The sequence below is a fragment of the Pseudomonas sp. MIS38 genome (genome assembly GCF_019891575.1).
GTDB lineage: Bacteria > Pseudomonadota > Gammaproteobacteria > Pseudomonadales > Pseudomonadaceae > Aquipseudomonas > Aquipseudomonas putida_A.
In genome coordinates, this window is the sequence record NZ_JAFLXF010000001.1 from 369,629 (window position 1) to 394,942 (window position 25,314).

Annotated in this window: 25 protein-coding genes and 1 other RNA gene; 11 read left to right on the top strand and 15 right to left on the bottom strand. The window is 61.5% G+C overall.

What is annotated here, in order from left to right; translation table 11 throughout:
• Positions 1-42: 42 nt before the first annotated feature.
• From J1G18_RS01640 to J1G18_RS01655, 4 genes are all read right to left on the bottom strand, one after another.
• Complete coding sequence (locus J1G18_RS01640) at positions 43-1,260, bottom strand: 2-octaprenyl-3-methyl-6-methoxy-1,4-benzoquinol hydroxylase (protein WP_171061890.1); 1,218 nt, start codon at positions 1,258-1,260, stop codon at positions 43-45.
• A gap of 109 nt (positions 1,261-1,369) precedes the next feature.
• Positions 1,370-2,557: a 2-octaprenyl-6-methoxyphenyl hydroxylase gene (ubiH, locus tag J1G18_RS01645; protein WP_098966175.1), complete on the bottom strand. Its 1,188-nt coding sequence runs from the start codon at positions 2,555-2,557 to the stop codon at positions 1,370-1,372.
• The gene (pepP, locus tag J1G18_RS01650) at positions 2,554-3,888 is read right to left on the bottom strand and encodes a Xaa-Pro aminopeptidase (RefSeq protein WP_135296803.1); all 1,335 of its coding nucleotides are present in this window, start codon (positions 3,886-3,888) and stop codon (positions 2,554-2,556) included. The genes ubiH and pepP overlap by 4 nt, the downstream gene beginning before the upstream one ends.
• Before the next feature lie 27 nt (positions 3,889-3,915).
• Positions 3,916-4,476: a YecA family protein gene (locus tag J1G18_RS01655; RefSeq protein ID WP_098966178.1), complete on the bottom strand. Its 561-nt coding sequence runs from the start codon at positions 4,474-4,476 to the stop codon at positions 3,916-3,918.
• Positions 4,477-4,610: 134 nt separating this feature from the next.
• Between J1G18_RS01655 and J1G18_RS01660 the strand changes: the two genes are divergently transcribed.
• The 4 genes from J1G18_RS01660 to J1G18_RS01675 all read left to right on the top strand — a co-directional run bounded on the left by J1G18_RS01660 (position 4,611) and on the right by J1G18_RS01675 (position 6,029).
• A complete protein-coding gene (locus J1G18_RS01660) occupies positions 4,611-4,820 on the top strand; it encodes a TIGR02449 family protein (protein WP_047597101.1) in 210 nt (69 codons plus the stop codon).
• Positions 4,817-5,134 carry a cell division protein ZapA gene (locus tag J1G18_RS01665; protein ID WP_007967943.1) on the top strand — a complete coding sequence of 106 codons (318 nt, stop codon included), beginning with the start codon at positions 4,817-4,819 and terminating at the stop codon, positions 5,132-5,134. The genes J1G18_RS01660 and J1G18_RS01665 overlap by 4 nt, the downstream gene beginning before the upstream one ends.
• Positions 5,135-5,164: 30 nt before the next feature.
• Positions 5,165-5,343: non-coding RNA, 6S RNA (gene ssrS, locus J1G18_RS01670), on the top strand.
• Positions 5,344-5,423: 80 nt separating this feature from the next.
• Positions 5,424-6,029 carry a 5-formyltetrahydrofolate cyclo-ligase gene (locus J1G18_RS01675; protein WP_003229306.1) on the top strand — a complete coding sequence of 202 codons (606 nt, stop codon included), beginning with the start codon at positions 5,424-5,426 and terminating at the stop codon, positions 6,027-6,029.
• Positions 6,030-6,064: 35 nt separating this feature from the next.
• Here the strand turns inward: J1G18_RS01675 and J1G18_RS01680 are convergent, their stop codons facing one another.
• Entirely contained in the window at positions 6,065-6,220 is a 156-nt protein-coding gene (locus tag J1G18_RS01680; RefSeq protein ID WP_003229308.1) for a hypothetical protein, read from the bottom strand.
• A 197-nt stretch (positions 6,221-6,417) separates the two neighbouring features.
• Between J1G18_RS01680 and J1G18_RS01685 the strand changes: the two genes are divergently transcribed.
• From J1G18_RS01685 to J1G18_RS01700, 4 genes are all read left to right on the top strand, one after another.
• Entirely contained in the window at positions 6,418-6,867 is a 450-nt protein-coding gene (locus J1G18_RS01685) for an EVE domain-containing protein (protein WP_003229310.1), read from the top strand.
• A gap of 121 nt (positions 6,868-6,988) precedes the next feature.
• Complete coding sequence (locus J1G18_RS01690; protein ID WP_098966184.1) at positions 6,989-7,954, top strand: HlyD family secretion protein; 966 nt, start codon at positions 6,989-6,991, stop codon at positions 7,952-7,954.
• Positions 7,951-10,677, top strand: coding sequence for a ribosome-associated ATPase/putative transporter RbbA (gene rbbA, locus J1G18_RS01695; protein WP_223006999.1), 2,727 nt, complete (start codon positions 7,951-7,953; stop codon positions 10,675-10,677). Before J1G18_RS01690 ends, rbbA begins: the two co-directional genes overlap by 4 nt.
• Positions 10,677-11,795 carry an ABC transporter permease gene (locus J1G18_RS01700; protein WP_210556363.1) on the top strand — a complete coding sequence of 373 codons (1,119 nt, stop codon included), beginning with the start codon at positions 10,677-10,679 and terminating at the stop codon, positions 11,793-11,795. The genes rbbA and J1G18_RS01700 overlap by 1 nt, the downstream gene beginning before the upstream one ends.
• Positions 11,796-11,811: 16 nt before the next feature.
• Here J1G18_RS01700 and J1G18_RS01705 read toward each other — a convergent pair whose 3' ends face one another.
• Positions 11,812-12,219, bottom strand: coding sequence for a flagellar basal body-associated protein FliL (locus J1G18_RS01705; protein ID WP_027610485.1), 408 nt, complete (start codon positions 12,217-12,219; stop codon positions 11,812-11,814).
• Between the two features lie 150 nt (positions 12,220-12,369).
• Here J1G18_RS01705 and J1G18_RS01710 point away from each other — a divergent pair, with 150 nt between their 5' ends.
• Complete coding sequence (locus tag J1G18_RS01710) at positions 12,370-13,347, top strand: NADPH:quinone oxidoreductase family protein (protein WP_098966187.1); 978 nt, start codon at positions 12,370-12,372, stop codon at positions 13,345-13,347.
• 71 nt (positions 13,348-13,418) lie between these two features.
• Here the strand turns inward: J1G18_RS01710 and J1G18_RS01715 are convergent, their stop codons facing one another.
• Together J1G18_RS01715 and J1G18_RS01720 are read right to left on the bottom strand one after the other, a co-directional pair.
• Positions 13,419-14,033 (bottom strand): energy transducer TonB, encoded by a 615-nt coding sequence (locus J1G18_RS01715; RefSeq protein WP_223007000.1) that lies wholly within the window; start codon positions 14,031-14,033, stop codon positions 13,419-13,421.
• A gap of 177 nt (positions 14,034-14,210) precedes the next feature.
• On the bottom strand, positions 14,211-14,840 hold the full coding sequence (locus J1G18_RS01720; protein ID WP_223007001.1) for a flagellar basal body-associated protein FliL: 630 nt from the start codon (positions 14,838-14,840) through the stop codon (positions 14,211-14,213).
• A gap of 226 nt (positions 14,841-15,066) precedes the next feature.
• On the opposite strand from J1G18_RS01720, the gene glpT reads away from it, so the two are divergent.
• Positions 15,067-16,416: a glycerol-3-phosphate transporter gene (glpT, locus tag J1G18_RS01725; protein WP_027610481.1), complete on the top strand. Its 1,350-nt coding sequence runs from the start codon at positions 15,067-15,069 to the stop codon at positions 16,414-16,416.
• On the opposite strand, the gene J1G18_RS01730 is transcribed toward glpT, so the two are convergent.
• Positions 16,392-17,060, bottom strand: coding sequence for a gamma-glutamylcyclotransferase (locus J1G18_RS01730; RefSeq protein ID WP_098966192.1), 669 nt, complete (start codon positions 17,058-17,060; stop codon positions 16,392-16,394). The genes glpT and J1G18_RS01730 overlap by 25 nt on opposite strands.
• A 354-nt stretch (positions 17,061-17,414) precedes the next feature.
• Between J1G18_RS01730 and J1G18_RS01735 the strand changes: the two genes are divergently transcribed.
• A complete protein-coding gene (locus J1G18_RS01735) occupies positions 17,415-17,888 on the top strand; it encodes a sn-glycerol-3-phosphate transporter (RefSeq protein ID WP_139055148.1) in 474 nt (157 codons plus the stop codon).
• Between the two features lie 35 nt (positions 17,889-17,923).
• Here the strand turns inward: J1G18_RS01735 and J1G18_RS01740 are convergent, their stop codons facing one another.
• The 6 genes from J1G18_RS01740 to J1G18_RS01765 all read right to left on the bottom strand — a co-directional run bounded on the left by J1G18_RS01740 (position 17,924) and on the right by J1G18_RS01765 (position 25,288).
• The gene (locus J1G18_RS01740) at positions 17,924-18,892 is read right to left on the bottom strand and encodes a CDP-6-deoxy-delta-3,4-glucoseen reductase (protein ID WP_134784928.1); all 969 of its coding nucleotides are present in this window, start codon (positions 18,890-18,892) and stop codon (positions 17,924-17,926) included.
• The gene (ubiD, locus tag J1G18_RS01745) at positions 18,892-20,358 is read right to left on the bottom strand and encodes a 4-hydroxy-3-polyprenylbenzoate decarboxylase (RefSeq protein WP_003229330.1); all 1,467 of its coding nucleotides are present in this window, start codon (positions 20,356-20,358) and stop codon (positions 18,892-18,894) included. The genes J1G18_RS01740 and ubiD overlap by 1 nt, the downstream gene beginning before the upstream one ends.
• Positions 20,359-20,427: 69 nt before the next feature.
• Positions 20,428-22,428, bottom strand: coding sequence for an acyltransferase family protein (locus tag J1G18_RS01750; protein ID WP_223007002.1), 2,001 nt, complete (start codon positions 22,426-22,428; stop codon positions 20,428-20,430).
• 195 nt (positions 22,429-22,623) lie between these two features.
• Positions 22,624-23,883: a transcription termination factor Rho gene (rho, locus tag J1G18_RS01755; RefSeq protein ID WP_003229334.1), complete on the bottom strand. Its 1,260-nt coding sequence runs from the start codon at positions 23,881-23,883 to the stop codon at positions 22,624-22,626.
• 247 nt (positions 23,884-24,130) lie between these two features.
• A complete protein-coding gene (gene trxA / locus J1G18_RS01760) occupies positions 24,131-24,460 on the bottom strand; it encodes a thioredoxin TrxA (RefSeq protein ID WP_003177349.1) in 330 nt (109 codons plus the stop codon).
• A 120-nt stretch (positions 24,461-24,580) separates the two neighbouring features.
• The gene (locus tag J1G18_RS01765) at positions 24,581-25,288 is read right to left on the bottom strand and encodes a FadR/GntR family transcriptional regulator (RefSeq protein WP_223007003.1); all 708 of its coding nucleotides are present in this window, start codon (positions 25,286-25,288) and stop codon (positions 24,581-24,583) included.
• Positions 25,289-25,314: the final 26 nt, after the last annotated feature.

A 25,314-nucleotide genomic window follows, 5' to 3' on the forward strand; every position in this document is an offset into this window, starting at 1 on the left:
AGCGGGCTTGCTCGCGAAGAGGCCATCAGCCTCAAACAAATCTCAGGGTTTGGCCAGTACCGGCAGATCCCCGGTCAACCCCAGCGCCTCACGCACAAACAACGCCTTGGCCTCCGGCATCTGCTCCACCAGTTTCAATCCGGCGTTGCGCAACCAGCGCACCGGCAACGGGTCAGCCTGGAACAAGCGCTCGAAGCCCTCCATCGCCGCCATCAATGCCAGGTTGTGCGGCATGCGCCGGCGCTCGTAGCGGCTCAGCACCTTCACATCCGCCAGCCGTTCGCCGCGTTCCGCCGCTTGCAACAGCACTTCAGCCAGCACCGCCGCATCGAGGAAACCCAGGTTCACACCCTGCCCGGCCAACGGGTGAATGGTGTGCGCGGCGTCGCCGATCAGTGCCAGGCCTTCGGCCACGTAGCGTTTGGCGTGGCGTTGACGCAAAGGCACGCACAGCCGTGGATCAGCACTGACGACTTCGCCCAGGCAACCTTCAAAGGCTCGCTCCAGCTCACGACAGAATGCCGCTTCATCCAGCGCCATCAGGCGTTCGGCTTCACTTGGCGTTGTCGACCAGACGATCGAGCACCAGTCCTGCTGCCCGTCACGCTCCAGCGGCAGAAACGCCAGCGGCCCGTGATCGGTGAAACGCTGCCACGCGGTCATCCGGTGCGGCTTGCTGCTGCGCACGCTGGTAACGATGGCATGGTGCAGGTAATCCCACTCGCGAGTAGCGACGCCGGTCAGACGGCGTACCGCCGAATTGGCGCCGTCCGCCGCAATCACCAGCGGCGCACGCAACTGCCGACCATCGGCCAGAGTCAGAAGCCAGTCGTCACCGGAGCGGCGCATCTGTTCCAGCCGTGCGTTGGCCAGCATGCCCAGATCGCAATCGTGCAAACGATCGAGCAAGGCATCCTGCACCACGCGGTTTTCGACGATATGGCCGAGCACTTCGGCATGCACACTGCTCGCCGAGAAATGAATCTGCCCGGTGCCGCTGCCGTCCCACACGTGCATGTCGGTGTACGGGCTGCTGCGGCGCTTGGCGATGCCGTCCCAGACGCCAAGGCGTTCGAGTATCCGCTGGCTGGCCGCCGACAAGGCGCTCACTCGCGGCTCGAACGGCGCGGCGGCGTCGAACGGTTTGACGCTCAGCGGGCTGCCGTCGAGCAGCAACACTTCCAGGCCGCTGTCCTGCAACGCCAACGCGAGGGCGCTGCCGACCATTCCGGCTCCGACAATCAGCAGATCTGCGCGCATTTCCATGCTTTAAGCCTGTCTCGCTGGCGGCATACGCCGCCCGTAAAGGGTTTTAGCCAGCGCGCCAGTTGGCGGCGCGCTGCTGAAAGTGAAAGTGCCGACCCGCCGCTCAAGCATCCGGCCGCGTCCCCAGCCCCATGGCCTGACGAGCAAACCAGCGCTTGGCCGGTGGCAACAGATCGAGACCGAGCAGGCCGATGTTGCGGCCCAGCGAGATCAGCGGCTGGGTGCTGCCGAACAGCCGGGTGACCTGATCGGAGAAGCCCACGGTGAGCTCCTGATCCAGACGCTGCCGCTCGCGATAGGCCTGCAAGGTGGCGAAGTCGCCCAGCGGTTTGTCGCTGGCGAGCAGTGCGGCAGCCAGTGCATCAGCATCCCGCAGGGACAGGTTGAAACCTTGTCCGGCAATCGGGTGCAGGCTGTGCGCGGCATTGCCGAGTACGGCCAAATGCGAGCGCACCTGCTCTTCGGCCTCGACCAGTGACAACGGATACAGATGCCGCGCGCCGACCTGTTTCAAGGTGCCGAGGCGGTAGCCGAACACGCCTTGCAGTTCGCTGAGGAAATCGCGCTCGCTGAGGTCTGCCAGGCGTTGCGCATCCATGCCCAGGCGGGTCCAGACCAGTGCGCAACGGTTGTCCGGCAGCGGCAGCAAGGCCATCGGCCCTTCGTCGGTGAAGCGCTCGAAGGCCATGCCGTTGTGTGATTCGCTCGGGGTGATGTTGGCGATCAGCGCGCTCTGGTTGTACGGACGCTTGCGCACGTTGATGCCCAGTTGTTCGCGCAGACCGGAGCGACCACCATCGGCGAGCACCGCCAGATCGCACTCGACGGTGGTTTCATCATTGAGGGTCAGGCGATAGCCGTCAGGCAGCGGCTCCATGCGCGTGACTTCCGCCGGGCAGCGCCAACTGATCACGTCTTTGTCCAGGTGCTGCCACAGGCACTGGCCGAGCCAGGCGTTTTCCACCACGTAGCCGAGTGCCGGCACGCCCTCTTCCATCGCCGACAGACGGGCGGTGGAGAAGCGGCCACGGTCGGACACGTGAATCTGTTTGATCGGCTCGGCGCGGCGGGAAATCTCCTGCCACACGCCCAGCCGTTGATAGATCTGCCGGGAACCGAAGGACAGCGCCGACGAACGTGCGTCGTAGCTCGGCTGCCAGCTGTCGCCGGGGGCGAACGGTTCGATCAGGACGATTTTCCAGCCACGCGCCTTGGCCCCGGCCTGCAAGGCCAACGCCAGGCTGGCGCCGACCAGGCCGCCACCGATGATTGCCAGATTGACTCGACTCATGCCGCGTGTGTCCGTGCTTGCGCCATCAGCGCTTCGATTTCGGCGACGGTTTTCGGTACGCCGCTGGTCAATATTTCACAACCGGTCTTGGTCACTACCACGTCATCCTCAATGCGCACGCCAATGCCGCGCCATTTCTTTGCCACGTTCTGGTTGTCCGGGGCGATGTAGATGCCCGGTTCCACGGTCAGCGCCATGCCAACCTCAAGCACCCGCCATTCGCCGCCGACCTTGTACTCGCCAACGTCATGTACATCCATGCCCAGCCAATGGCCGGCACGATGCATGTAAAACGCTTTATAGGCTTCGGTCGCGATCAACTCATCGACCTCGCCTTGCAGGATTCCGAGCTTGACCAGGCCTGCGGTAATCACCCGTACCGTGGCTTCGTGCGCCTGGTTCCAGTTTTTGTTCGGAGCGATTTCAGCGAATGCGGCTTCCTGCGAGGCCAGCACCAATTCGTAGATCGCTTTCTGCTCGGCGGAAAACTTGCCGTTGACCGGCCAGGTGCGGGTGATGTCGCTGGCGTAGCAGTCGATCTCGCAACCGGCGTCGATCAACACCAGGTCGCCGTCCTTGAGCAGCGCGTCATTCTGCTGGTAATGCAGGATGCAACTGTTGCGCCCGGCGGCGACGATGGAACCGTAGGCCGGCATCTTCGCCCCGCCCTTGCGGAACTCGTAATCGAGCTCGGCTTCGAGGCTGTATTCGTACAGTCCCGGCCGGCTGGCCTGCATCGCGCGGATATGCGCCTGAGCGGAAATCCGTGCGGCTTCGCGCATCACCTTCACTTCTGCCGCCGATTTATACAGGCGCATGTCGTGCAGCAGATGATCCAGGGCAACGAATTCGTTCGGTGGCTGGGCGCCGAGGTGCGCCTTGGAGCGGATCACGTTGATCCAGTCCATCAGATGGCGGTCGAACTCCGGGTTGCTTCCCATCGCCGAATACACCCGGTCGCGGCCTTCGATCAGGCCCGGCAGGATGTCGTCGATGTCGGTAATCGGGAACGCGTCGTCAGCGCCGTAATCACGGATTGCGCCTTCCTGGCCGGCGCGCAGGCCGTCCCATAACTCGCGTTCGGCATTGCGCTCGCGGCAGAACAGCACGTACTCGCCGTGCTCGCGGCCGGGCATCAGGACGATGACCGCCTGTGGCTCGGGGAAACCGCTGAGGTACTGAAAGTCGCTGTCCTGACGGTAGACGTGCTCGACGTCGCGGTTGCGGATCGCGACTGCGGCGGCGGGCAGGATCGCGATGCTGTTGGGTTCCATCTGCGCCATCAGGGCCTTGCGGCGACGGCTGTATTCCGCTTTGGGGATATGGATCATGGGCAGATGGCTTTCCCTGGCACGCGATTAATGCAGCGACGGCTTGGCGGCTGGCGGCACGTCGGCTTTCTTGGTTTCCGAGAACAGCAGCAGCGGCGCGACGCGCAGGTATTCCATGACTTCCATGTAGTCGCTTTCGCCGTCTTCGGATTCTTCCAGAGCGTCTTGCACCTGGGAGATCGCCGCCAGATCCTGCAGCACTTCGGTGGCTTCAGTGCTGAGCATGCTGCTGTCGCGGCAGTTCAGGCCGAAACCGCTGAGGAAGCCCTGGCACCATTGGCCCAGTGCGGCGGCGCGGTCGGCCAGGGGCGCGTCATCGGTCGGCAGCAGCAGAACGACGGTGACGTCGTCACCGGTCAACTCACCCTTGACCATCTCTTGCAGGCCGATCAGGGCGTTGCGGACGTTGTCCTGTGGCTCGTTTTCCAGAAGTTCGGCGGCATCGATCAGCCACTCGTCGGCGTTGAAGCCGGCACCGGCGCAGCTGCGGCCGAGCAGCAGGCCGTGCAGTTCGGCAGGCGAGACGTTGTGGCCGCTGGACGTCAGCAGGGTGGCAAAGGCTTGATACGGGGAATTCGCAATGGTCATGGGCAGCTAGGCGCCAGACGGCGCTATGTCTAGAATGAAGGCCTTGTATCCTACATCGACAGACTCGCCAAGACTATTAAAGGCTGTCCGCCAGCCAGGCGCCTGCCGCCCATCAGATGAATTCAGTGGACACAATGGAAGACACCGACCTGCAAGCGCTGATGGCCAGACTCGAAAAGCTGATTAGCCGAGTCGAGCAACTAAAGAGTCAAAACGCACTCTTACTAGCTCAGGAAAAGACCTGGCGCGAGGAACGCGCTCACCTCATTGAAAAAAACGAAATCGCCCGGCGTAAGGTCGAATCGATGATTTCGCGCCTCAAGGCCCTGGAGCAAGACTCATGAGTTCAAGCAATAGCGTTACCGTGCAGATCCTCGACAAAGAATATTCGATCATCTGCCCCCAGGAAGAACGCAGCAATCTGGTCAGCGCCGCCCGCTACCTGGACGGCAAGATGCGCGAGATCCGCAGCAGCGGCAAAGTCATCGGCGCCGACCGTATTGCGGTAATGGCCGCGCTGAACATCACCCACGACCTCTTGCACAAAGAAGAGCGCCCGGACATCCAGGCCAGCGGCTCGACCCGTGAACAGGTGCGCGACTTGCTCGATCGTGTCGATCTGGTGCTGGCCGACGATCCGGACATCAGCAAGGGCTGATTCGCCAGGCCGCTTGAGGTATACTCGCGGCACTCCCTGGGGTGCTTGCCAGTTGACGATGTCCCTGAGCCGATTCGCACTACCCTGGAAGTTGCACGTTGGGCTGGTGTGCATGTCCGCCAGACGGAAAGCCTTAAAGTCTACTGCATCTTCCACCTTGAACTTTCGGGTTCAAGGGCTAAGTTGACAGCGGTTCATCCGGGGAGCCTGATTCGAATCCGATGCCGGTTTTTGCCGGCATCGGATTTTTTATGCGTGCGTTTTCGCCCTCACCTGCCGAAGCCGAACCATGACCGAACCTGCGCTGCTGCCCCGCCCGCAACTCCGCCGCCTGCTGCGCAAGGCGCGTCGTTCACTGACTCCCGGTGAACAGCGGCAGGCCGCCAAAGGCCTGTTCCGCCAACTGGCGCAAGACCCGCACTTCCGCCGGGCCCGACATATTTCGCTTTATCTGCCCACCGACGGTGAAATCGACCCGCGCCTGCTGCTGCGTGAAGCCCAGCGTCGCGGCAAGGCCACCTACCTGCCGGTGCTCAGCGCCTGGCCGCGAACCAAAATGGTGTTCCAGCGGATTCGCCCCGGCGACAAGCTCAAGCCCAACCGCTTCCGCATTCTCGAACCACGAGCCAATCTGGCCCATCAGCGCAAGATCTGGACCCTGGATCTGGTGTTGTTGCCACTGGTGGGGTTTGACGATGCTGGCGGACGCCTGGGGATGGGCGGCGGATTCTACGATCGCAGTCTGGCGTACCTGGCCCGGCGCAAGAACTGGCGCAAGCCGACGTTGCTGGGCCTGGCCCATGAATGTCAGAAGGTCGAACGCCTGGCGCAGGCCAGCTGGGATGTACCGTTGCAGGGCACGGTCACCGATAAAGCGTGGTATTTCGCGGGATAGACGCCGCGCAGATCAGCGGCGTCGGGAAGGCAGTTTCAGCGTTTGAAGGCGGTCGACTGTTGGACCTGTTGCGCGACTTCAACCGGAGCATCGGTCTTGCTCGTCCACAGACTTTGCGCGTAACCGGTGGTCACGACACCAAGGCCGAACAAAATAACCAAAGTCCATAGCAAATCCGGTTTGCGTTTCATCGATTGCCCCCCTCAAGGCACATCATCACGATGACAGCAGCGGTTTCCGTTCGTAGGCCGTGCAGCAGCGTCAAGCTTTAAAGGCCGGCATTTTGCGACAACGTGAACCCGGGCGCAAACGCTGACGTCAACCGACCGTCGGTTTGTCATAAAATTGCCCGACAACCTGCCCAATCACCGCTTGAGGAGCAAAAGACATGGCCTATTGGCTGATGAAATCCGAGCCCGACGAACTCTCGATCAAAGATCTGGAGAAACTCGGCAAAGCGCGCTGGGACGGGGTTCGCAACTATCAGGCGCGCAATTTCCTGCGGGCGATGGCGGTGGGCGATGAGTTCTTTTTCTACCACTCCAGTTGCCCGGAGCCGGGTATCGCCGGAATCGGCAAAATAATCGAGGCGGCGTACCCGGATCCCACCGCACTGGAACCCGAGAGCCATTACTTCGACCCGAAGGCCACACCCGAGAAAAACGCCTGGAGTGCGATTGATGTGGCACACGTCGAGACGTTTGCCCGGGTGCTGAAGCTCGATTACCTGAAACAGCAGACTGCGCTGGCCGAAATGCCGCTGGTGCAAAAAGGCAGTCGCCTGTCGGTGATGCCGGTGACGGCCGAACAGTGGGCCGCCGTGCTCGGCTTGCGCTGAGAACTTGCCGGTCACGGTTTTTACCGACAAAAGGGGCTAGGCTTGACGCTCATTTGACTGACATCAAGCGAATGGAACGCTTGAACAGTCAGACTGCAAGCCACTGCCGCAGGATGCCCCCATGTCGACGCACAGCCGTTCTTCACTTCTATACGCCGGTTCGCTCCTGGTATTACTCGCCGTCGCTGGCGGCCTCGGTTACTGGATGTCCATCAGCAGCCGCCTGGTCGAAGGACTGTCGATGGGCAACGGGCGGCTGGAAGCCACCGAAGTGCAGATCGCCAGCAAGACTCCCGGGCGCCTCGCCGAAGTACTGGTCGACGAAGGCGACAAGGTCAGCAAGGGCCAACTGCTGGCGCGTATGGACACCCGCACCCTCGAAGCCCAGCGCAATCAGGCCGAAGCCGAAGTGTTGCGCGCCCGGGAGAATCTCAACGCCGCTCAGGCCAACGTGCAATTGCGCCAGAGTGAACTGCTGCTGGCCCAGCAAGAACTCGGCCGCTCGCAATCACTGTTCAAGCACGGTTACGTCAGCGCGCAGATCATCGATCAGTTGCAGTCACGCATCGGCACTGGCAACGCTGCCGTTGTCGCCGCCCGGGCCCAGGTGTCTGCTGTCAGTGCGGCGATTGGCGCGGCACAGGCTCAAGTCGCACAGTTGACCAGTGAAATTGACGACAGCAGTCTGCGCGCGCCGATTGATGGCGTGATCCAGCTGCGCATGGCCGAGCCCGGCGAAGTGCTGGGGGCCGGTGGTCGCGTGCTGCTGCTGATCGATCCCAACGACCAGTACATGAACCTCTATCTGTCAGCCGCGGTGGCTGGGCGCCTGGCGGTGGGCGATGAGGCTCGCGTGCTGCTCGATGCCTTGCCCGATAACCCGCTGCCGGCAAAAATCAGCTTCGTCGCAGCCAAATCGCAGTTCACTCCCAAAGAGGTCGAGACCCGCGACGAGCGGCAAAAACTGGTGTTCCGCGTCAAGCTGCGCCTGGTTCAGCCCAGCGCCGTGCCGCAGGCCAAACCCGGCATGCCCGGGGCCGGCTACGTGCGGATCGCGCCCGTCGAATGGCCGGCCAATCTGCAATGAGCGGCCTTGCGGTTCAAGCGAACGGTATCGCGCACCGCTACGGCAAACAGCAAGCGCTGAGCGATATCGCCTTCAGCCTGCCCGCCGGTAAGCGCTGCGGGCTGATCGGCCCCGATGGCGCCGGCAAATCCAGCCTGCTGGGGTTGATTGCCGGCGTGAAGACCTTGCAGCAAGGGCAACTGGACGTGCTCGGTGGCGCGATCGAGGATCGCCGGCATCGCGACACACTCTATGCGCGCATCGCCTTCATGCCGCAGGGGCTGGGCGGCAACCTGTACCCGGAGCTGTCGATCCGCGAGAACATCCAGTTCTTCTCGACGCTGTTCGGCCTGTCCAAGGCTGAAAGCGAGCAGCGCATGCACAGCCTGTTGCTCGCCACGGATCTGCTGAAGTTCGCCGAGCGCCCCGCCGGCAAGTTGTCCGGCGGCATGAAGCAGAAACTCGGGCTGTGCTGCGCGCTGATCCATGAACCGGATCTGCTGATCCTCGATGAGCCGACCACCGGCGTCGACCCGCTCTCGCGCCGGCGCTTCTGGGAGTTGGTCGACGATGTGCGACGCCAGCGCCCGCAACTGACGCTGCTGGTCGCCACGGCCTATATGGAAGAAGCCGAACAGTTCGAGCATTGCCTGATGCTCGACGCCGGCAAATTGATCGCCACCGGCCTGAGCCGCGAGCTGGCGAACGTCACCCCCAGCGCCAAACTCGATGACGCCTTCACCCATTTTCAGGGTGACAGCCAGCATGACGCTCAGCCGCTGGTGATTCCACCGCGCACCGGCAACAGCAGCGACATCGCCATCGAAGCCCACGACCTGACGCTGCGCTTCGGCGACTTCACCGCTGTGGATCACGTCAGTTTTGCCATTGGGCGTGGCGAGATTTTCGGCTTTCTTGGCTCCAACGGTTGCGGCAAGACCACCACCATGAAAGTCCTGACCGGGTTGATGCCGGCCAGCGAAGGCAGTGCGACGCTGCTCGGCAACCCGGTGAACGCCAAGGATCTGGCCACGCGCAAGCGGGTCGGCTTCATGTCGCAGAGTTTTTCGCTGTATGGCGAACTCAGTGTGCGGCAGAACCTCGAACTGCACGCGCGGCTGTTCGACCTGCCCAAAACCGAGAGCGCACAACGCATCGAGGCGTTGATTCAGCGCTTCAATCTGCTCGCTGTAGCCGACCAACCATCCGGGGCGTTGCCATTGGGGCTGCGCCAGCGTCTGTCACTGGCGGTGGCGGTGCTGCACCGCCCGGAAGTGCTGATCCTCGATGAGCCGACTTCCGGCGTCGATCCGGCAGCCCGTGATGATTTCTGGCGACTGTTGATCGAGTTGTCCCGCGAACAGGGCGTGACGATCTTCCTCTCCACGCATTTCATGAACGAAGCGCAGCGCTGCGACCGCATCTCGCTGATGCACGCCGGCAAGGTCCTCGCCTGCGACACCCCGGCGGCGCTGCAACGCCAGTTTGCCGGCGAGACGCTGGAAGCGGCCTTCGTCACTTGCCTGGAACAGGCTCAGGACGCTCAGCCATCAGCGCCTGTGGCCGAACCGCAAATGGCGCCGCCGAGCGCAGCGACAACACCGCTGCCCCGTCACGGTTTCAGCCTCGGTCGCCTGTTGGCCGTGGCCAGTCGCGAAGGCAAGGAGCTGTTGCGCGACAAAGTGCGCATGGCGTTCGCCTTGGCCGGGGCGATTTTCATGATGGTGATCTTCGGCTACGGCATCTCGCTGGACGTGGAAAACCTCGCGTTTGCCGTGTACGACCAGGATCAGACACCGCAAAGCCGAGCTTATCTGGAGGCGTTTCGCGGCTCCCGGTACTTCGACGAACAGCCGGCCATTCATGACCCGCAGGAACTGCACCGGCGCCTGCAACGCTCGGAAATCAAACTGGCGCTGGAGATTCCCCCCGGATTCGGCCGCGATCTGTACGCCGGGCGCCAACCCGCTGTGGCGGCGTGGCTGGATGGCGGCATGCCGTTTCGCGCCGAAACCAGCCGTAACTATGTTGAAGCCGTGCACCTGGGCAATCTGCAACAGCTGGCCCAGCAGAGCAGCCCCGCGCTGGCCCACCCGGCGGCCGCCAGCCTGGAAACCCGCTTTCGCTACAACCAGGACGTGGTCAGCGTCAACGCTATCGGCCCCGGGGTCATGGCGCTGATTCTCGCCTTTATTCCGGCGATGCTCACGGCGCTGGGCATCGTGCGCGAAAAGGAGTTGGGCTCGATCACCAATTTCTACGCCACGCCCCTGACCCGTCTGGAGTTTCTGCTGGGCAAACAGGCGCCGTACCTGCTGGTCAGTCTGGTCAATCTGGCGCTGCTGGTGGCGATGAATCGCTGGCTGTTCGGCGTGCCGTTCAAGGGCAGCCTGCTGACACTGGCATTCGGCGGACTGCTGTATGTGTTGGCGACCACCAGCATGGGCCTGCTGATTTCGGCATTCACCCGCACGCAAATCGCCGCGATCCTCGGCACCATGATCATCACCAGCCTGCCGACCATCCAGTTCTCCGGGCTGATCGTGCCGCGCTCGTCGCTGGAAGGTGCGGCAGCAGTGATGGGCATGCTGTTTCCGGCGGGGCACTTCCTCGACATCGCGGTGGGTACGTTCACCAAAGCGCTGGACTTGCGTCAACTGTGGCCACAGTGCCTGGCGCTGTTCGGGTTCTTTGTCGGGTTCACCGGGCTGAGCCTGATCATGCTGAAAAAGCAGGAGGCCTGATGCACAAGTTCGCGCACATCCTGCGCCTGGGACTCAAGGAACTGACCAGCCTGCGCCATGACAGCGTGTTGCTGCTGTTCCTGTTCTACGCCTTCACCGTGGCGATTTACATGCCCGCCGCCGGTTCGGTGATCGGCGTGCACAACGCCAGCGTGGCCATCGTCGACGAAGACCACAGCGCCCTCTCACGCCAATTGGCCCAGGCCCTGCAGCCGCCGGAATTCCAGACGCCGGTGCTGCTGCCTTATGCGCAACTGGATCAGGTCATGGACAGCGGTGAGTACACCTTCGTGATCAATATTCCGGCGGGCTTTCAAACCGACTTGCTCGCCGCGCGGCAACCGGCGATTCAGGTCAACGTCGATGCCACAGCGATGAGCCAGGCGTTCATGGGCGCCGGCTACATCGGCCGGATCTTCCAGCGCGAATTGCTCGACTATGCCGGTCAGGGCGGTGCAGCGGCCAAGGCACCCGTGCAACTGACTACTCGCGCCCTGTTCAACACCAATCTGGAGGGCGGCTGGTTTCTGGCGGTGATTCAGATCGTCAACAACATCACTATTCTGGCGATCATCCTCACCGGCACGGCGCTGCTGCGCGAACGCGAACACGGCACGCTCGACCATTTGCTGGTGCTGCCGCTGACGGCCCTGGAAATCATGCTGGCGAAAATCTGGAGCAACCTGCTGGTGGTGGTGTTGTGCACCTGGCTGTCGCTGGAGGTGGTGGTCAAAGGCCTGCTGGATGTGCCGTTGGCCGGCTCGATGAGCCTGTTTTTGCTGGTGACTGCGGTTTATCTGTTTGCCAGTACCGCGCTGGGCATCTTTCTGGCGACGCTGGCGCGTTCGACGCCGCAGTTCGGCCTGCTGGCGATTCCGGTGATCATCCCGATGTTGCTGCTGTCCGGCGGCAGCACGCCATTGGACAGCATGCCGCAGTGGCTGCAATGGGTCATGCAGGGCTCGCCGTCCACACACTTTGTCAGCCTCAGCGCCGCGATTCTGTTTCGCGATGCCGGGCTGAGCGTGGTCTGGCCGGACTTGCTGGCGCTGACGGCCATCGGCCTGCTGTTCTTCGTTATCGCCTTGGCGCGCTTTCGCAAAAGCCTGGCGTCCTGAACAGCGGCCAGCGTGGTTACTGAATGATCAGGTTGTTGAACAACAGATCTTCAACCACCGGTTTGCCGGTCTCGTCATTCATCACTTGCTGGGTCTGCTTCAGGGCTTCCTGACGCAGCTTTTCCTTGCCTTCGATGCTGCCCATCGCCTCGGTGGTCTGCTGAGTGAACAGCGCCACCAGTTGATTGCGGATCAGCGGCTCGTTGGCCTTGACCAGTTTGGTCGCCTCTTCGCCGGTCACACGCAGCGCCACGTCGGCCTTGTAGACCTTCAGCTTCGGCGTGCCGTCCAGCCCGTAATTGCCCACGAACGGCGGGCTCAGGGTGATGTAGTTGACCTTCGGCGCCTCGCCTTCTTTGGCTTCTTCGGCCAGCGCTGCCACAGGCAGAGACAGGGCCAGCAACAACATGATCCACGCTTTCACAATTCGCTCCTTATCCGGTTTGCGGCCTAGCATAACGACCCGCCGCGCAAGCACAAGCTTATGGCTGACTATCAGGGCCGGGCATGCTCGTTGACCCGTTGACTGACACACCTACACTTATCGGCCATCACTCCCAAAGGAATAGCCCTGATGAAAGCCGTGCTGTGCAAAGCCTTCGGCCCTGCCGAATCGCTGGTGCTGGAAGACGTCGCCAGTCCTGTCGCGAAGAAGAACGAAATCCTGCTGGAGGTGCACGCCGCCGGGGTCAACTTCCCGGACACGCTGATCATCGAGGGCAAGTATCAGTTCAAGCCGCCCTTCCCGTTTTCGCCGGGGGGCGAAGCGGCCGGCGTGGTCAGCGCCGTCGGTGAGAAAGTCAGCCACCTGAAAGTCGGCGACCGGGTCATGGCCCTGACCGGCTGGGGCAGCTTCGCCGAACAGGTCGCGGTGCCGGGTTACAACGTGCTGCCGATCCCGCCGTCGATGGATTTCAACACCGCCGCCGCGTTCAGCATGACCTACGGCACTTCGATGCACGCCCTCAAGCAACGGGCCAACCTGCAACCGGGCGAGACCCTGCTGGTGCTCGGCGCCTCCGGTGGCGTGGGCCTGGCGGCGGTGGAAATCGGCAAAGCCATGGGTGCCCGGGTCATCGCCGCCGCCAGCAGTGCAGAGAAACTCGCCGTGGCCAAGGCCGCCGGTGCCGACGAACTGATCAACTACAGCGAAAGCAGCCTCAAGGACGAAATCAAACGCCTCACCGACGGCCAGGGCGCCGACGTGATCTACGACCCGGTCGGCGGCGACCTGTTTGATCAGGCCATCCGCGCCATCGCCTGGAACGGTCGCCTGCTGGTGGTCGGCTTCGCCAGCGGTCGCATTCCCGAACTGCCGGTCAACCTCGCCCTGCTCAAGGGCGCCGCGGTACTCGGCGTGTTCTGGGGCTCCTTTGCCCAGCGTCAGCCGCAGGACAACGCGGCGAACTTCCAGCAACTGTTCGGCTGGTTCGCCGAGGGCAAGTTGAAACCGCTGGTGTCGCAGGTGTACCCGCTGAGCAATGCGGCGCAGGCGATCAACGATCTGGGCCAGCGCAAGGCGGTGGGCAAGGTGGTGGTGCAGGTGCGCTGAGTGTTTTCTGGCCGGTGACCTCTCGGAGCCGGCCTGATTCGCGCCAGGCAGCAACACAGCGTCGCTGGCTATCAAAGCAACTCACGAACCTCTCCCGGCAGAAAACTCATGTAGCTACGCATAGGAGCTTCCCGGCAGCCTCTGACGATCATCGGTACGCGCCGGTTCATCTTGGCGATGATTGCCAGACGTTGTTCATCGGCCAACTGACTCTTGAGAATCACGTTGGAAACGTAAGCACGGGTGTAATTAAACACTTCTGCGTCGACCCAGGCGTGCTCAGGCCTGTTCCTGAAACCGTCATTGATGACGCGACACTTTACTGACTTCAGCCACTGGTTGATGTCGATCGGCTGATCCCTCGCCAATCGAAAGAGCATCGGCGCCACGATGGGCTGTTCCGCAGGCCGACCGTCTTCAACCGTCCAGGGCCTGAAGCGCCACTGTGTTATGGCGTCTTTGACCGCCTCAGCCAGATCGGGGTGATCACTTTGCACGATGTCGATTGCGCTGACCGAGCCATCCGCCTTGACGATAAAGCTGACCCTGACCTCGCCTTCGACCCCTGCCCTGGACAACCTCTTCGGGTAAATCGGCTGCGGGTTGTTTTCAGGTATGAGTAACCCTTCTGCCGCCAGTGCAAGACTGAAGATCGTCAATAAAAGCCCTGCAAAAAACCACCGCATGATCGCGCCCCTTCCCTATTGAGATGCCTGTCCGGCAACAACAGAAAGTTTACGGAGCACTGTCTTTTAACTGAATGGCGCAGCTTCGCTATTGAATGCAGGACATTTCCTGATCCCGATGGGAAATCCGACGAAACCGCTGGGCAAATGACGGCAGGTAAATTTTCTGACGGACGTTTAGCCGCCGTTCGGCCCGGCAGAGTCGCCCGACAACAAGTGCTCCTGCACCTTCAGACTGCGCGACGGAATCAGCCGGCCCTTGTCATCGAAGCGCAGGACGATCAGCCAGTCGAAGACCTCATCCGGCCATTTTTCCTGACCCATCAGGGCTATGGGGTCGCCGCCAAAGGCTTTGAGCAGTTTATTGATATGGCCGTGATGCCAGGCGATCAGCACCGTCTGCGCCTGATTGCTCTTGCGCAACAGTTTGACCAGTTGATGCAGATCGCCATTGACGAAGGGCTGCTCGATCGCAAGGTTCAGGCGCTGGGCCAGCGGGGTCAGGGTCAGGCGTGAGCGCGAACTTTCCGGGGTATCGCCGGCAGCGATCAAACGCTGGGGCGTGAGTGTCTGGCCGTCGAGTTTCAGCGGATTGAAATAGTCGACGTAGGCGGCGGCGCGTTGCTCGCCTCGGGCATTGAGCACCGATCCTGTATCCGGTTTTTCCGCATGCCGAATGATCAGCACCGTGGCGTTGCGCAGGCCGGAATGAGAAGGATGATCGGTGACGATCAATGCCAGCAACACGACGGCTAGTCCCGCTGCCACCAAAAATCTCGGCACCAACATGCGAACCTTCAGTGACATTGCTTATCTCGGCTGATCAATCGGCTGAACGGGCCGCGAGTCTAAGTCACTCCATGTAGATAAGTGGTGAAAACGCCCTGTTCTTACAGCTGAGCGACAGGTTCGTAAAAGAACGTGCGACTTCCAACATTTTCCGCTGTTTTGCCGATGCGAACCGGTGCTATTTTCGGTAACGAAACTGTAACATTCGCATCCGCAGTCAAAACAAGAAATCTGGAGCTCTTGAATGTTTGCTTTCTTTCGTCCTGCCGCACATCAGGCTCCATTGCCTGAAGAAAAAATAGACAGTACTTACCGACGCCTGCGCTGGCAGATCTTCGCCGGTATCTTCTTTGGCTACGCGGGTTACTACCTGCTGCGCAAAAACTTCTCGCTGGCCATGCCGTACCTGATCGACGAAGGCTACAGCCGTGGCGATCTGGGTCTGGCGATGTCGGCCATCGCCATTGCCTACGGGCTGTCGAAGTTCCTGATGGGCCTGGTGTCCGACCGTTCCAACCCGCGCTACTTCCTGCCATTCGGCCTGCTGGTGTCGGCCGGGGTGATGTTCATTTTCGGTTTCGCGCCGTGGGCGACTTCCAGCGTGACCATGATGTTCATCCTGCTGTTCATCAACGGCTGGGCCCAGGGCATGGGCTGGCCGCCGAGCGGACGCACCATGGTGCACTGGTGGTCGCAGAAGGAACGTGGCGGCGTGGTTTCGGTGTGGAACGTGGCGCATAACGTCGGTGGCGGTCTGATCGGCCCGCTGTTCCTGATCGGCATGGGCCTGTTCAATGACTGGCACGCAGCCTTCTACGTTCCGGCAGCGGTGGCGCTGGGCGTGGCGGTGTTTGCCTTCATCACCATGCGTGACACCCCGCAATCGGTCGGCCTGCCGCCGATCGAGAAGTACAAGAACGATTACCCGGAAGGCTACGACGCCAGCCACGAAGACGAATTCAGCGCCAAGGAAATTTTCGTCAAATACGTGCTGCGCAACAAAATGCTCTGGTACATCGCCATGGCCAACGTGTTCGTTTACCTGCTGCGCTACGGCGTACTGGATTGGGCGCCGACCTACCTGAAAGAAGCCAAAGGTTTCACCGTGGATAAAACCTCGTGGGCCTATTTCTTCTACGAGTGGGCGGGCATTCCGGGCACGCTGCTGTGCGGCTGGATGTCGGACAAGATCTTCCGTGGCAATCGTGGCCTGACCGGCATGGTGTTCATGGCGCTGGTGACCGTGGCGACGCTGGTGTACTGGCTGAACCCGGCCGGCAACCCGACGGTGGACATGATCGCGCTGTTCTCGATCGGCTTCCTGATCTATGGCCCGGTGATGCTGATCGGCCTGCAGGCGCTGGAACTGGCACCGAAGAAAGCCGCCGGCACGGCTGCGGGCTTCACCGGTCTGTTCGGTTACCTGGGTGGTTCGGTCGCGGCGAGTGCGGCGATGGGCTACACCGTTGACCACTTCGGCTGGAACGGTGGTTTTGTCCTGCTGGTGGGCGCTTGCCTGCTGTCGATGGCCTTCCTGGCCCCGACCCTGTGGCACAAGCAAGTCGCCAGTCAGAGCCGCGAAGCCGTCGCCTGATCGGCTTTTGACTGACAGCGCTTGAGCCGCGCCTCCAGATTTCGATCCGGCATGGCGTGGCTGCGCAGGGCGTGGGCGGTCTGCTCGACATAATCGCGAGTGGTGCCGTAACGCCCGCAAGCGCTTTCGAACACCTGACTCAGCACGTGATCCGGCAAGTTGCCGGCATAGCTGGGCAGGTGTCGCTCCAGAACAAACCCCAACGCCTGCACCTGACTGCCATCTTCGAGCCGGCAGTTCAGCCAGTGCGGGCGATAGGACGGGAACGGCATCTCGCGTTTCCATAGCGCGTACAGCGCAGCGTCGAGGTTCTCTTCCGGCAGCCGATAGGCGAAGCCGCTGCACGAACCGCCGCGATCCAGACCAAATACCAGCCCGGGCATTTCCGGCGTCCCCCGATGCTCGTGCGACCACAAATACAGGCCGCGGTGGTAGCCATGGACGCGGCCGCGCACCCGCTCCACCGCCGTACATTCCGGGCGCCAGATCAGCGACCCGTAGGCGAACAGCCACACCGGGCCGCCCTTGTGGCGCGCCATGGTCGATTGCATGGAAGCGAGAAGTTGTTCGTGAGTGAGCTGCGGCCCCAGATCGAGCCGCGGAGGATAAGCCAGATTCAGAAAAGCAGATTCTATGGCTGTCATGACGGAAGTGTTCGGCCCCGCAAGTATTACAAGATGTAAGCGCAATTCGTTCGTTAGAACATATAGCAGTAAATCTAAAACGAAAAGTGCTAAAGGATGTATGACCTGCTCGATAGCGCTAAATCGGGTGTATTAGTCAACGCTATGCGGTTTTATATAGCCTAATACCATTGCCGAAATATCTTAAATACCCGAATGAAATATGCATAAGCCTTCGCTTGTTCAGGATTGGTTCAAGAACGCGCAGGAATCTTCCTACTAAAATGTCGGACTTTCTTTCTTCTCCGTCGCTGAACGCCTACGTATAACGGCTTTCCTCTGGCGCAAGCCATCCCGTTTAACTGAGGCTGCACTATGAAAATCCCAAGACTTCTGGCCGCGTTGCTGATGGCTCAGGCCGGCCATGCATTGGCCGAGGACAATGCGCAAGGCAAAGGCTTCTGGTATGCCCAGACCAGTGTCTACACCCGACATTACTCGCCCGACCCCGAGCACAATAATCATCAGGACTTGATCGGCATCGAACGCAATCAGGCGTCCGGCTGGGTATTTGGCGGGGCAACTTTCCGTAACTCGTTCCGCCAGCGCTCGAACTACGCCTATGTCGGCAAGCGCTATGACAGCAGCGAATATCCGCTGTATCTGAAACTCACGGGTGGGCTGTTGCAGGGTTATCGCGGTGATTACAAGGACAAGATTCCTTTGAACCGCTACGGCGTTGCGCCGGTGATCATTCCGTCCGTCGGGACTCACTACGGCCCATTGGCCGCCGAGCTGGTATTTCTCGGCGCCAATGCGGCGATGGTGACTAGCGGCGTGCGTTTCTAGAAGCGCGGCTCAGGCGCGGGACGCAAGAGCTCGGCTCAAGAGCGCGGCGCATACGCAAATACATCGGCGCGCATCTGGTGCGCATCCATCCCGGCTTCCACCAGCGCATCCAGCGTGCCGTAGACCATCGCCGGCGAGCCGCTGGCGTATACATGCAGGGACTTCAGATCGGCGAAGTCTTCGCACACGGCCTGGTGCAGCATCCCGCAGCGCCCTTCCCAACCGCACTGGTCGCTGACGACTTTGTGCAGGAACAGATTGGGCAGCTTCAACCATTCGTCCCAATGTTCGATCTCGTAGAAATCTTCCGGACGGCGTACCCCCCAATACAGATGCACCGGGTGTTTGAAGCCGTTGGCACGGCAGTGTTCGATCAGGCTGTGGATCTGGCCCATGCCGGTGCCGGCGGCGATCAACACCAGTGGCCCGTCAGGCAACTCGGCGAGGTGAGTGTCACCGAATGGCAGCTCGACGCGCACCATCGCGTTGCGTTGCAACTGCTCGATCAGACTTAGCGCACTGGCCTCACGGGCCAGCACGTGGATTTCCAGATCGCGCCCGCCGTGCGGCGCCGAGGCCATGGAGAACGCCGACTTCTCGCCGTTTTCACGCTCGATCATCAGGTACTGCCCGGCGTGATAACGCGGCGGCTTGCCGGCCGGCGCACGCAGGCGCACGCGCCAGGTGTCGCCACCGACATCCCGGCATTCGATGACCTGACACGACAGGCTGCGCACCGGCAGTTCTCCCAGCGCGAGCACGCCATCCCACAGCAGGACGCAGTCTTCCAGCGGCTCGGCTATGCAAGTGTAGAACTCGCCGTGGTCGTGCACCTTGCCGGCCTGCTCGACCCGGCCTTCCACCAGCAGCGCCGCACATACGTGGCAATTGCCGTTGCGGCAGCTTTGCGGGCATTCATAGCCCAGGCGCCGCGCACCATCGAGAATCCGCTCGCCGGGCCGTATCTCAAGCACCGCTCCGGAGGGCTGCAGGGTTACACGCATCAATCTATTCCTAACTGATTCCAGATGGCATCGATCCGCTGGGTGACGGCGTCGTCCTTGACGATTACGCGGCCCCACTCGCGAGTGGTTTCGCCCGGCCACTTGTGGGTGGCATCCAGGCCCATTTTCGAGCCCAGGCCGGACACCGGCGAGGCGAAGTCGAGGTAGTCGATCGGCGTGTTGTCGATCATCACCGTGTCGCGCTTGGGGTCCATGCGCGTGGTGATGGCCCAGATCACGTCGTTCCAGTCCCGGGCGTTGATATCGTCGTCAGTGACGATAACGAACTTGGTGTACATGAACTGTCGCAAAAACGACCAGACACCGAGCATCACGCGCTTGGCATGCCCCGGATACGACTTCTTCATCGTCACCACGGCCATGCGGTACGAGCAGCCTTCGGGCGGCAGATAGAAATCGGTGATCTCCGGGAACTGCTTCTGCAGGATCGGCACGAACACTTCGTTCAGCGCCACGCCGAGGATCGCCGGCTCATCCGGTGGACGGCCGGTGTAGGTGCTGTGGTAGATCGGCTTGATCCGGTGGGTAATGCGCTCGACGGTGAACACCGGGAAGCTGTCGACTTCGTTGTAGTAACCGGTGTGGTCGCCGTACGGGCCTTCGTCGGCCATTTCGCCCGGATGGATCACCCCTTCGAGGATGATCTCGGCAGTGGCCGGCACTTGCAGGTCGTTGCCACGGCACTTGACCAGCTCGGTGCGGTTACCGCGCAACAGGCCGGCGAAAGCGTATTCGGAGAGACTGTCCGGCACCGGCGTCACGGCGCCGAGAATGGTCGCAGGGTCGGCGCCCAGTGCCACGGAGACCGGGAACGGCTGGCCCGGATGCTTCTCGCACCACTCACGGAAGTCCAGCGCACCGCCACGGTGGCTGAGCCAGCGCATGATCACCTTGTTGCGGCCGATCACTTGCTGACGGTAGATACCGAGGTTCTGGCGATCCTTGTTCGGGCCTTTGGTGACGGTCAGGCCCCAAGTGATCAGCGGGCCGACGTCGCCGGGCCAGCAGGTCTGCACCGGCAGCATCGCCAGGTCGACGTCGTCGCCTTCGATGACCACTTCCTGGCACACCGCGTCTTTGACGACTTTCGGCGCCATCGAGATGATCTTGCGGAAGATCGGCAGTTTCGACCACGCGTCCTTCAAGCCCTTCGGTGGCTCCGGCTCCTTGAGGAAAGCCAGGAGCTTGCCGATCTCGCGCAGTTCGCTGACCGACTCGGCGCCCATGCCCATGGCCACCCGCTCCGGGGTGCCAAACAGGTTGCCGAGCACCGGGATGTCGTAGCCGGTCGGCTTCTCGAACAGCAGCGCCGGGCCCTTGGCCCGCAGCGTACGGTCGCACACCTCGGTCATCTCCAGCACCGGCGAGACGGGAATCTGGATGCGTTTCAACTCTCCGCGCTGCTCAAGCTGCTGCACGAAATCCCGAAGATCCTTGAATTTCATTGACGATGGCACCCTCAAAATAGGCGTACATCCTACCTGCTATGCAGCCCTGTGGCAGCCTGTCGCTGCTTACTTGGCTGCATTCGTCTGCGCTTTGCCAAGGTTTTCCCGGCCTTGCAGGCCGATAAACAGCGGCTCGAGGATCGGCGCCACAAACCGCGCACCGACTTCGGACAGGTGATTGTCATCGGTGTACAGCGAGTAGCCGCCGAGCTCGGCGTGGCACAGGCCGTTTTCATCACACAGTCGCGGCGCCGGATCGACCACGCGCACCGCCGGATCATTCTGCGCCAACTGCGCGAACAACTGACTGATGAACACCTGACGCTTGTGGTGCGCCTCGACGGCCAGCCCGACGTCATCCACCGGACGATGGAGCATCGCCAGTCGCGTCAGCCGATACGGCGGGCTGAATGCCTGCAAAGGCGCCTCTTTCACCAGCCATACGCGATGCCCGGCCCCCCGCAATTGCGCGACGCGAGTGCGCAGGCCTTCGGCAAAACGCTGCTCGGCCTCGGCGCGATCGTAACGACCGTCTGGCGTTCTCAAGACATGCCCGAGATCACCCTTGGCATCGCCGTACAGGTACAGGCTCCAGCGGGCGACCAGCACCACATCGCTGATCGCCTGGGTTTTCAGCCCCTGCTCGACCCGCTTGTTGAAGCGTGCACAAACCCCGTCATGCTCCAGCCCATCGACCGGAATGCAACCCGGAGAACTGGCCAGAATCACGCTGACACCGTGAGCTTTGGCACCGTCATCGAACACCGGGATCAGCGCCGTGGCATGGCTGTCGCCCCAGACCAGCGCGCGGGTCGGCAGATCCACCACGCCGTAATGGCAGAACAGCTTGTCGTCAGGGGTCTTGTCGTCCGCCAGACATGCCATCAGCTCCGGCCGCCACTCGCGGCCCTTGGCATATTGCAGCGCCTGCTCGGACAGGCGCCATGGCAAGCCATCGGTCCAGCGCAGTGATTGCCCGGCCAGACCGAGCACCAGGATCCCGCAGAAACCGGCCAGCAGAATCTGCCGACGACCGGCGAGCAGGCGCCGTTCACGGAACGGCGTTTCGACGAACTTCCATGACAGATAACCCAGCACCAGGGTCAGCAGAATCAACCCGGCCGTGTCGAGCGCGCCCGGCTCATCGACACTGGCGTAGCTGGAAAACACGAATACCGGCCAGTGCCACAAATACCAGGAATAGGAGATCAGCCCGAGGCCGACCATCACCCGACTGCTCAACAATTGACCAACCAGCGTTTCGCGATGACCGTTGGCCAGAATCAGCAGCACCACGCCCAGCACCGGCAGCAACGCCGTGACACCCGGGAACGGCGTCGACTTGTCATAGGCAAACACCGCCAGCAGGATCAACCCCATGCCGAGCAGGCTCAAGGCCTGGGCGGCCAGCGGCTTCAAGCGCCAGGCGTGTTTCGGCGCAACCGCCAGCATCGCCCCGGCCAGCAACTCCCAGGCGCGCATCGGCAGCAGGAAGAAGGCTTTCTCCGGATGATGCTGGATCGCCCACACACTCAGCCCGAACGACACCAGCAGCACGCCGAACAGCGCCAGCCGCCAGTGTTTCAGGCGGCTCGAGAGCAACGTCAGCAGCAGCGGGAAGAAGATGTAGAACTGCTCCTCCACCGCCAGTGACCACGTGTGCAACAGCGGTTTCAGGTCAGAGGCAACGTCGAAGTAGCCGTCCTGACGCATGAACAGGATGTTCGAGACGAACGTCACCTGATAGCGCACCGAGCGCCCCAGCTCTTCGTAGTCCTTGGGCGCCAGCAGGAACCAGCCCACCGCCAGCACCGCAATGATCATCGCGAACAGCGCCGGCAGAATCCGCCGCGCACGCCGCGCCCAGAACTCGACGAAGCTGAAACGGCCAGCCTGACGCTGATTCCAGATGATCGAGGTGATGAGGTAGCCGGAAATCACGAAGAACACGTCCACGCCGACAAAACCGCCGGTAAACCCCGGGACGCCAAAATGGAACAGCACCACGGCGATCACCGCGACTGCGCGCAGGCCGTCGATATCCCTTCGATAAGCGAGTGTGCTCATAAAATCTTTAATGCCAATCAGGTGGTTGTTTTTTGTACAGCACGAGCCTTAATCACAGAGGCTCCGAGCGCTGTTTGTGGGTTGCCCGATCACAGACCTTACCAGATCAGGAACCTCCCATTGCCGGGGTAAATTTCATGCAAAAAAAAGGCGCCCCCCAAAGGGGCGCCCTTTTTATCGGTTCAACCGGCGATGTTACTTGCGCTTCATCGACAGGAAGAACTCGTCGTTGGTCTTGGTCGTTTTCAGCTTGTCGACCAGGAACTCGATGGCAGCGACTTCGTCCATCGGGTGCAGCAGCTTGCGCAGGATCCACATGCGCTGCAGTTCGTCGTCGGCGGTCAGCAACTCTTCGCGGCGGGTGCCGGAACGGTTGATGTTGATGGCCGGGAACACACGCTTCTCGGCGATCTTGCGATCCAGAGGCAGTTCCATGTTGCCGGTACCCTTGAACTCTTCGTAGATCACTTCGTCCATCTTCGAGCCGGTTTCAACCAGCGCGGTGGCGATAATGGTCAGCGAGCCGCCTTCTTCGATGTTGCGCGCAGCACCGAAGAAACGCTTCGGTTTCTCCAGGGCGTGAGCATCGACACCACCGGTCAGCACCTTGCCGGAGCTCGGGATCACGGTGTTGTAGGCGCGGGCCAGACGGGTGATGGAGTCGAGCAGGATCACCACGTCCTTCTTGTGTTCGACCAGGCGCTTGGCCTTCTCGATCACCATTTCGGCAACCTGCACGTGACGGGTCGGCGGTTCGTCGAAGGTCGAGGCAACCACTTCGCCGCGCACGGTGCGCTGCATTTCGGTTACTTCTTCCGGACGTTCGTCGATCAACAGCACGATCAGGTGAACTTCAGGGTTGTTACGGGCGATGTTCGCCGCGATGTTCTGCAGCATGATCGTCTTACCGGCTTTCGGCGGTGCAACGATCAGACCACGCTGGCCTTTGCCGATCGGGGCGCACAGGTCGATCACACGACCGGTCAAGTCTTCGGTGGAACCGTTGCCGGCCTCCATCTTCATGCGCACGGTCGGGAACAGCGGGGTCAGGTTCTCGAAGAGAATCTTGTTCTTCGCGTTCTCCGGACGATCGAAGTTGATCGTGTCGACCTTGAGCAGAGCGAAGTAACGCTCGCCTTCCTTCGGAGGGCGGATCTTGCCAACGATGGTGTCACCGGTGCGCAAGTTGAAACGACGGATCTGGCTCGGCGAGACGTAGATATCGTCCGGGCCGGCGAGGTAGGAAGCGTCAGCGGAGCGCAGGAAGCCGAAGCCGTCCTGGAGAATCTCCAGCACGCCATCACCGGAGATTTCCTCGCCGCTTTTCGCGTGCTTTTTCAGCAGGGAGAAAATCACGTCCTGCTTGCGCGAACGGGCCATATTTTCTATGCCCATCTGTTCGGCCAATTCGAGCAGTTCGGTAATCGGCTTTTGCTTGAGTTCAGTCAGATTCATATAGGAATGACGTAATCATTTATGGAGGGGGGAAATTAAGCTTTTGGCTTAATGAGGCCGCGCCGCGGAGAAGGCGACAGGATCGCGAACTTGTTCGAAAAGGAGTGCGTCGGCGACGGCTAGCAGGGGGCAGTGGAGAAACCAGTGCGGGGCCGAATGTACCACCTGAGTTTCGGAGCGTCTAGCCCTGAATACGCAAAAAGCCCCGCAAATTGCGAGGCTTTTTTTCGGCGATTTACTGCGACGCTTAGATGTTGGCGTCGAGGAAAGCAGCCAGTTGCGACTTCGACAGGGCGCCGACCTTGGTCGCTTCAACGTTGCCGTTCTTGAACAGCATCAGCGTCGGGATACCACGCACGCCGTGCTTGGCCGGGGTTTCCTGGTTTTCGTCAATGTTCAGTTTGGCGATGGTCAGCTTGCCTTTGTAAGTCTCGGCAATCTCGTCCAGAACCGGAGCGATCATTTTGCAAGGGCCGCACCATTCAGCCCAGTAGTCGACCAGTACAGCGCCTTCGGCCTTGAGTACGTCGGCTTCGAAGCTGGCGTCGCTAACGTGTTTGATAAGATCGCTGCTCATGGAATTCTCCAGGTTGTAAGCAAAAAAACGTGGCCCATCATAGCCGCCCTTCCCTTGTTCAGGAAGCCGCAGTTGATTGAGTCTTGCTATGGCACTCGATGAGTTTGGGTATAGCCCAAGTCACGCCGTGGCGGGGGCAATGAAGGAAATTCCGGTGCGCAGGGCCGCATTGCGCACGTGCTCCTGCATGGCCTTCTGGGCCGCAGCGGACGCCCGGCGCGCGAGGGCACGAAGGATCTTGCGGTGCTCCTGCCAGGTTTCCATCGCCCGTTCGGCGCGGATGAACGGTAGCTTCTGGCTCTCCAGAAAGATCTCGGCGCTGGCGGTGAGGATGCTCAGCATCGCCTGATTGCCGCTGGCCAGCAGAATGCGCCGGTGGAATTCGAAGTCGAGTTTCGCCGCAGCCTCGAAGTCCCCAGCCTTCAATTGCTCGCGCATCGCCGCAACGTTGTCCTCCAGCGCATCCAGGTCAAACGTGCTCAAGGTCACCGCCGCCAGCCCGGCGGCAAACCCCTCCAGCGCATAGCGCAACTGAAAGATGTCGAGCGGCGAGGCCTGCGCTGCGAACGGCCAGCCCGGCGCATTGTCACCCTGCGCAATGTCCACCGGTGCCTGCACGAACACGCCTTTGCCCGGATGGATACTGACCACGCCCAGCGCACTGAGCGACGACAGCGCCTCGCGCAACGACGCCCGACTGACCCCCAGTTGCACCGCCAGATCCCGTTGCGACGGCAACGCATCGCCCGCACCGAAACCCTGCTCGGTGATCAGTTTGCGAATGGCTTGCAGCGCCACTTCGGGTACGGCGCGGGAGATCGAGTTCATGGTTTTTCAGACGAGCCAGGCCAAGG

Excerpts from the sequence above, each read along its gene's own strand:
- J1G18_RS01640 (WP_171061890.1), bottom strand. The coding sequence starts at position 1,260 with ATGCGCGCAGATCTGCTGATTGTCGGAGCCGGAATGGTCGGCAGCGCC.
- ubiH (WP_098966175.1), bottom strand. The coding sequence starts at position 2,557 with ATGAGTCGAGTCAATCTGGCAATCATCGGTGGCGGCCTGGTCGGCGCC.
- pepP (WP_135296803.1), bottom strand. The coding sequence starts at position 3,888 with ATGATCCATATCCCCAAAGCGGAATACAGCCGTCGCCGCAAGGCCCTG.
- J1G18_RS01655 (WP_098966178.1), bottom strand. The coding sequence starts at position 4,476 with ATGACCATTGCGAATTCCCCGTATCAAGCCTTTGCCACCCTGCTGACG.
- J1G18_RS01660 (WP_047597101.1), top strand. The coding sequence starts at position 4,611 with ATGGAAGACACCGACCTGCAAGCGCTGATGGCCAGACTCGAAAAGCTG.
- J1G18_RS01665 (WP_007967943.1), top strand. The coding sequence starts at position 4,817 with ATGAGTTCAAGCAATAGCGTTACCGTGCAGATCCTCGACAAAGAATAT.
- J1G18_RS01675 (WP_003229306.1), top strand. The coding sequence starts at position 5,424 with ATGACCGAACCTGCGCTGCTGCCCCGCCCGCAACTCCGCCGCCTGCTG.
- J1G18_RS01680 (WP_003229308.1), bottom strand. The coding sequence starts at position 6,220 with ATGAAACGCAAACCGGATTTGCTATGGACTTTGGTTATTTTGTTCGGC.
- J1G18_RS01685 (WP_003229310.1), top strand. The coding sequence starts at position 6,418 with ATGGCCTATTGGCTGATGAAATCCGAGCCCGACGAACTCTCGATCAAA.
- J1G18_RS01690 (WP_098966184.1), top strand. The coding sequence starts at position 6,989 with ATGTCGACGCACAGCCGTTCTTCACTTCTATACGCCGGTTCGCTCCTG.
- rbbA (WP_223006999.1), top strand. The coding sequence starts at position 7,951 with ATGAGCGGCCTTGCGGTTCAAGCGAACGGTATCGCGCACCGCTACGGC.
- J1G18_RS01700 (WP_210556363.1), top strand. The coding sequence starts at position 10,677 with ATGCACAAGTTCGCGCACATCCTGCGCCTGGGACTCAAGGAACTGACC.
- J1G18_RS01710 (WP_098966187.1), top strand. The coding sequence starts at position 12,370 with ATGAAAGCCGTGCTGTGCAAAGCCTTCGGCCCTGCCGAATCGCTGGTG.
- J1G18_RS01715 (WP_223007000.1), bottom strand. The coding sequence starts at position 14,033 with ATGCGGTGGTTTTTTGCAGGGCTTTTATTGACGATCTTCAGTCTTGCA.
- J1G18_RS01720 (WP_223007001.1), bottom strand. The coding sequence starts at position 14,840 with ATGTCACTGAAGGTTCGCATGTTGGTGCCGAGATTTTTGGTGGCAGCG.
- glpT (WP_027610481.1), top strand. The coding sequence starts at position 15,067 with ATGTTTGCTTTCTTTCGTCCTGCCGCACATCAGGCTCCATTGCCTGAA.
- J1G18_RS01730 (WP_098966192.1), bottom strand. The coding sequence starts at position 17,060 with ATGACAGCCATAGAATCTGCTTTTCTGAATCTGGCTTATCCTCCGCGG.
- J1G18_RS01735 (WP_139055148.1), top strand. The coding sequence starts at position 17,415 with ATGAAAATCCCAAGACTTCTGGCCGCGTTGCTGATGGCTCAGGCCGGC.
- J1G18_RS01740 (WP_134784928.1), bottom strand. The coding sequence starts at position 18,892 with ATGCGTGTAACCCTGCAGCCCTCCGGAGCGGTGCTTGAGATACGGCCC.
- ubiD (WP_003229330.1), bottom strand. The coding sequence starts at position 20,358 with ATGAAATTCAAGGATCTTCGGGATTTCGTGCAGCAGCTTGAGCAGCGC.
- J1G18_RS01750 (WP_223007002.1), bottom strand. The coding sequence starts at position 22,428 with ATGAGCACACTCGCTTATCGAAGGGATATCGACGGCCTGCGCGCAGTC.
- rho (WP_003229334.1), bottom strand. The coding sequence starts at position 23,883 with ATGAATCTGACTGAACTCAAGCAAAAGCCGATTACCGAACTGCTCGAA.
- trxA (WP_003177349.1), bottom strand. The coding sequence starts at position 24,460 with ATGAGCAGCGATCTTATCAAACACGTTAGCGACGCCAGCTTCGAAGCC.
- J1G18_RS01765 (WP_223007003.1), bottom strand. The coding sequence starts at position 25,288 with ATGAACTCGATCTCCCGCGCCGTACCCGAAGTGGCGCTGCAAGCCATT.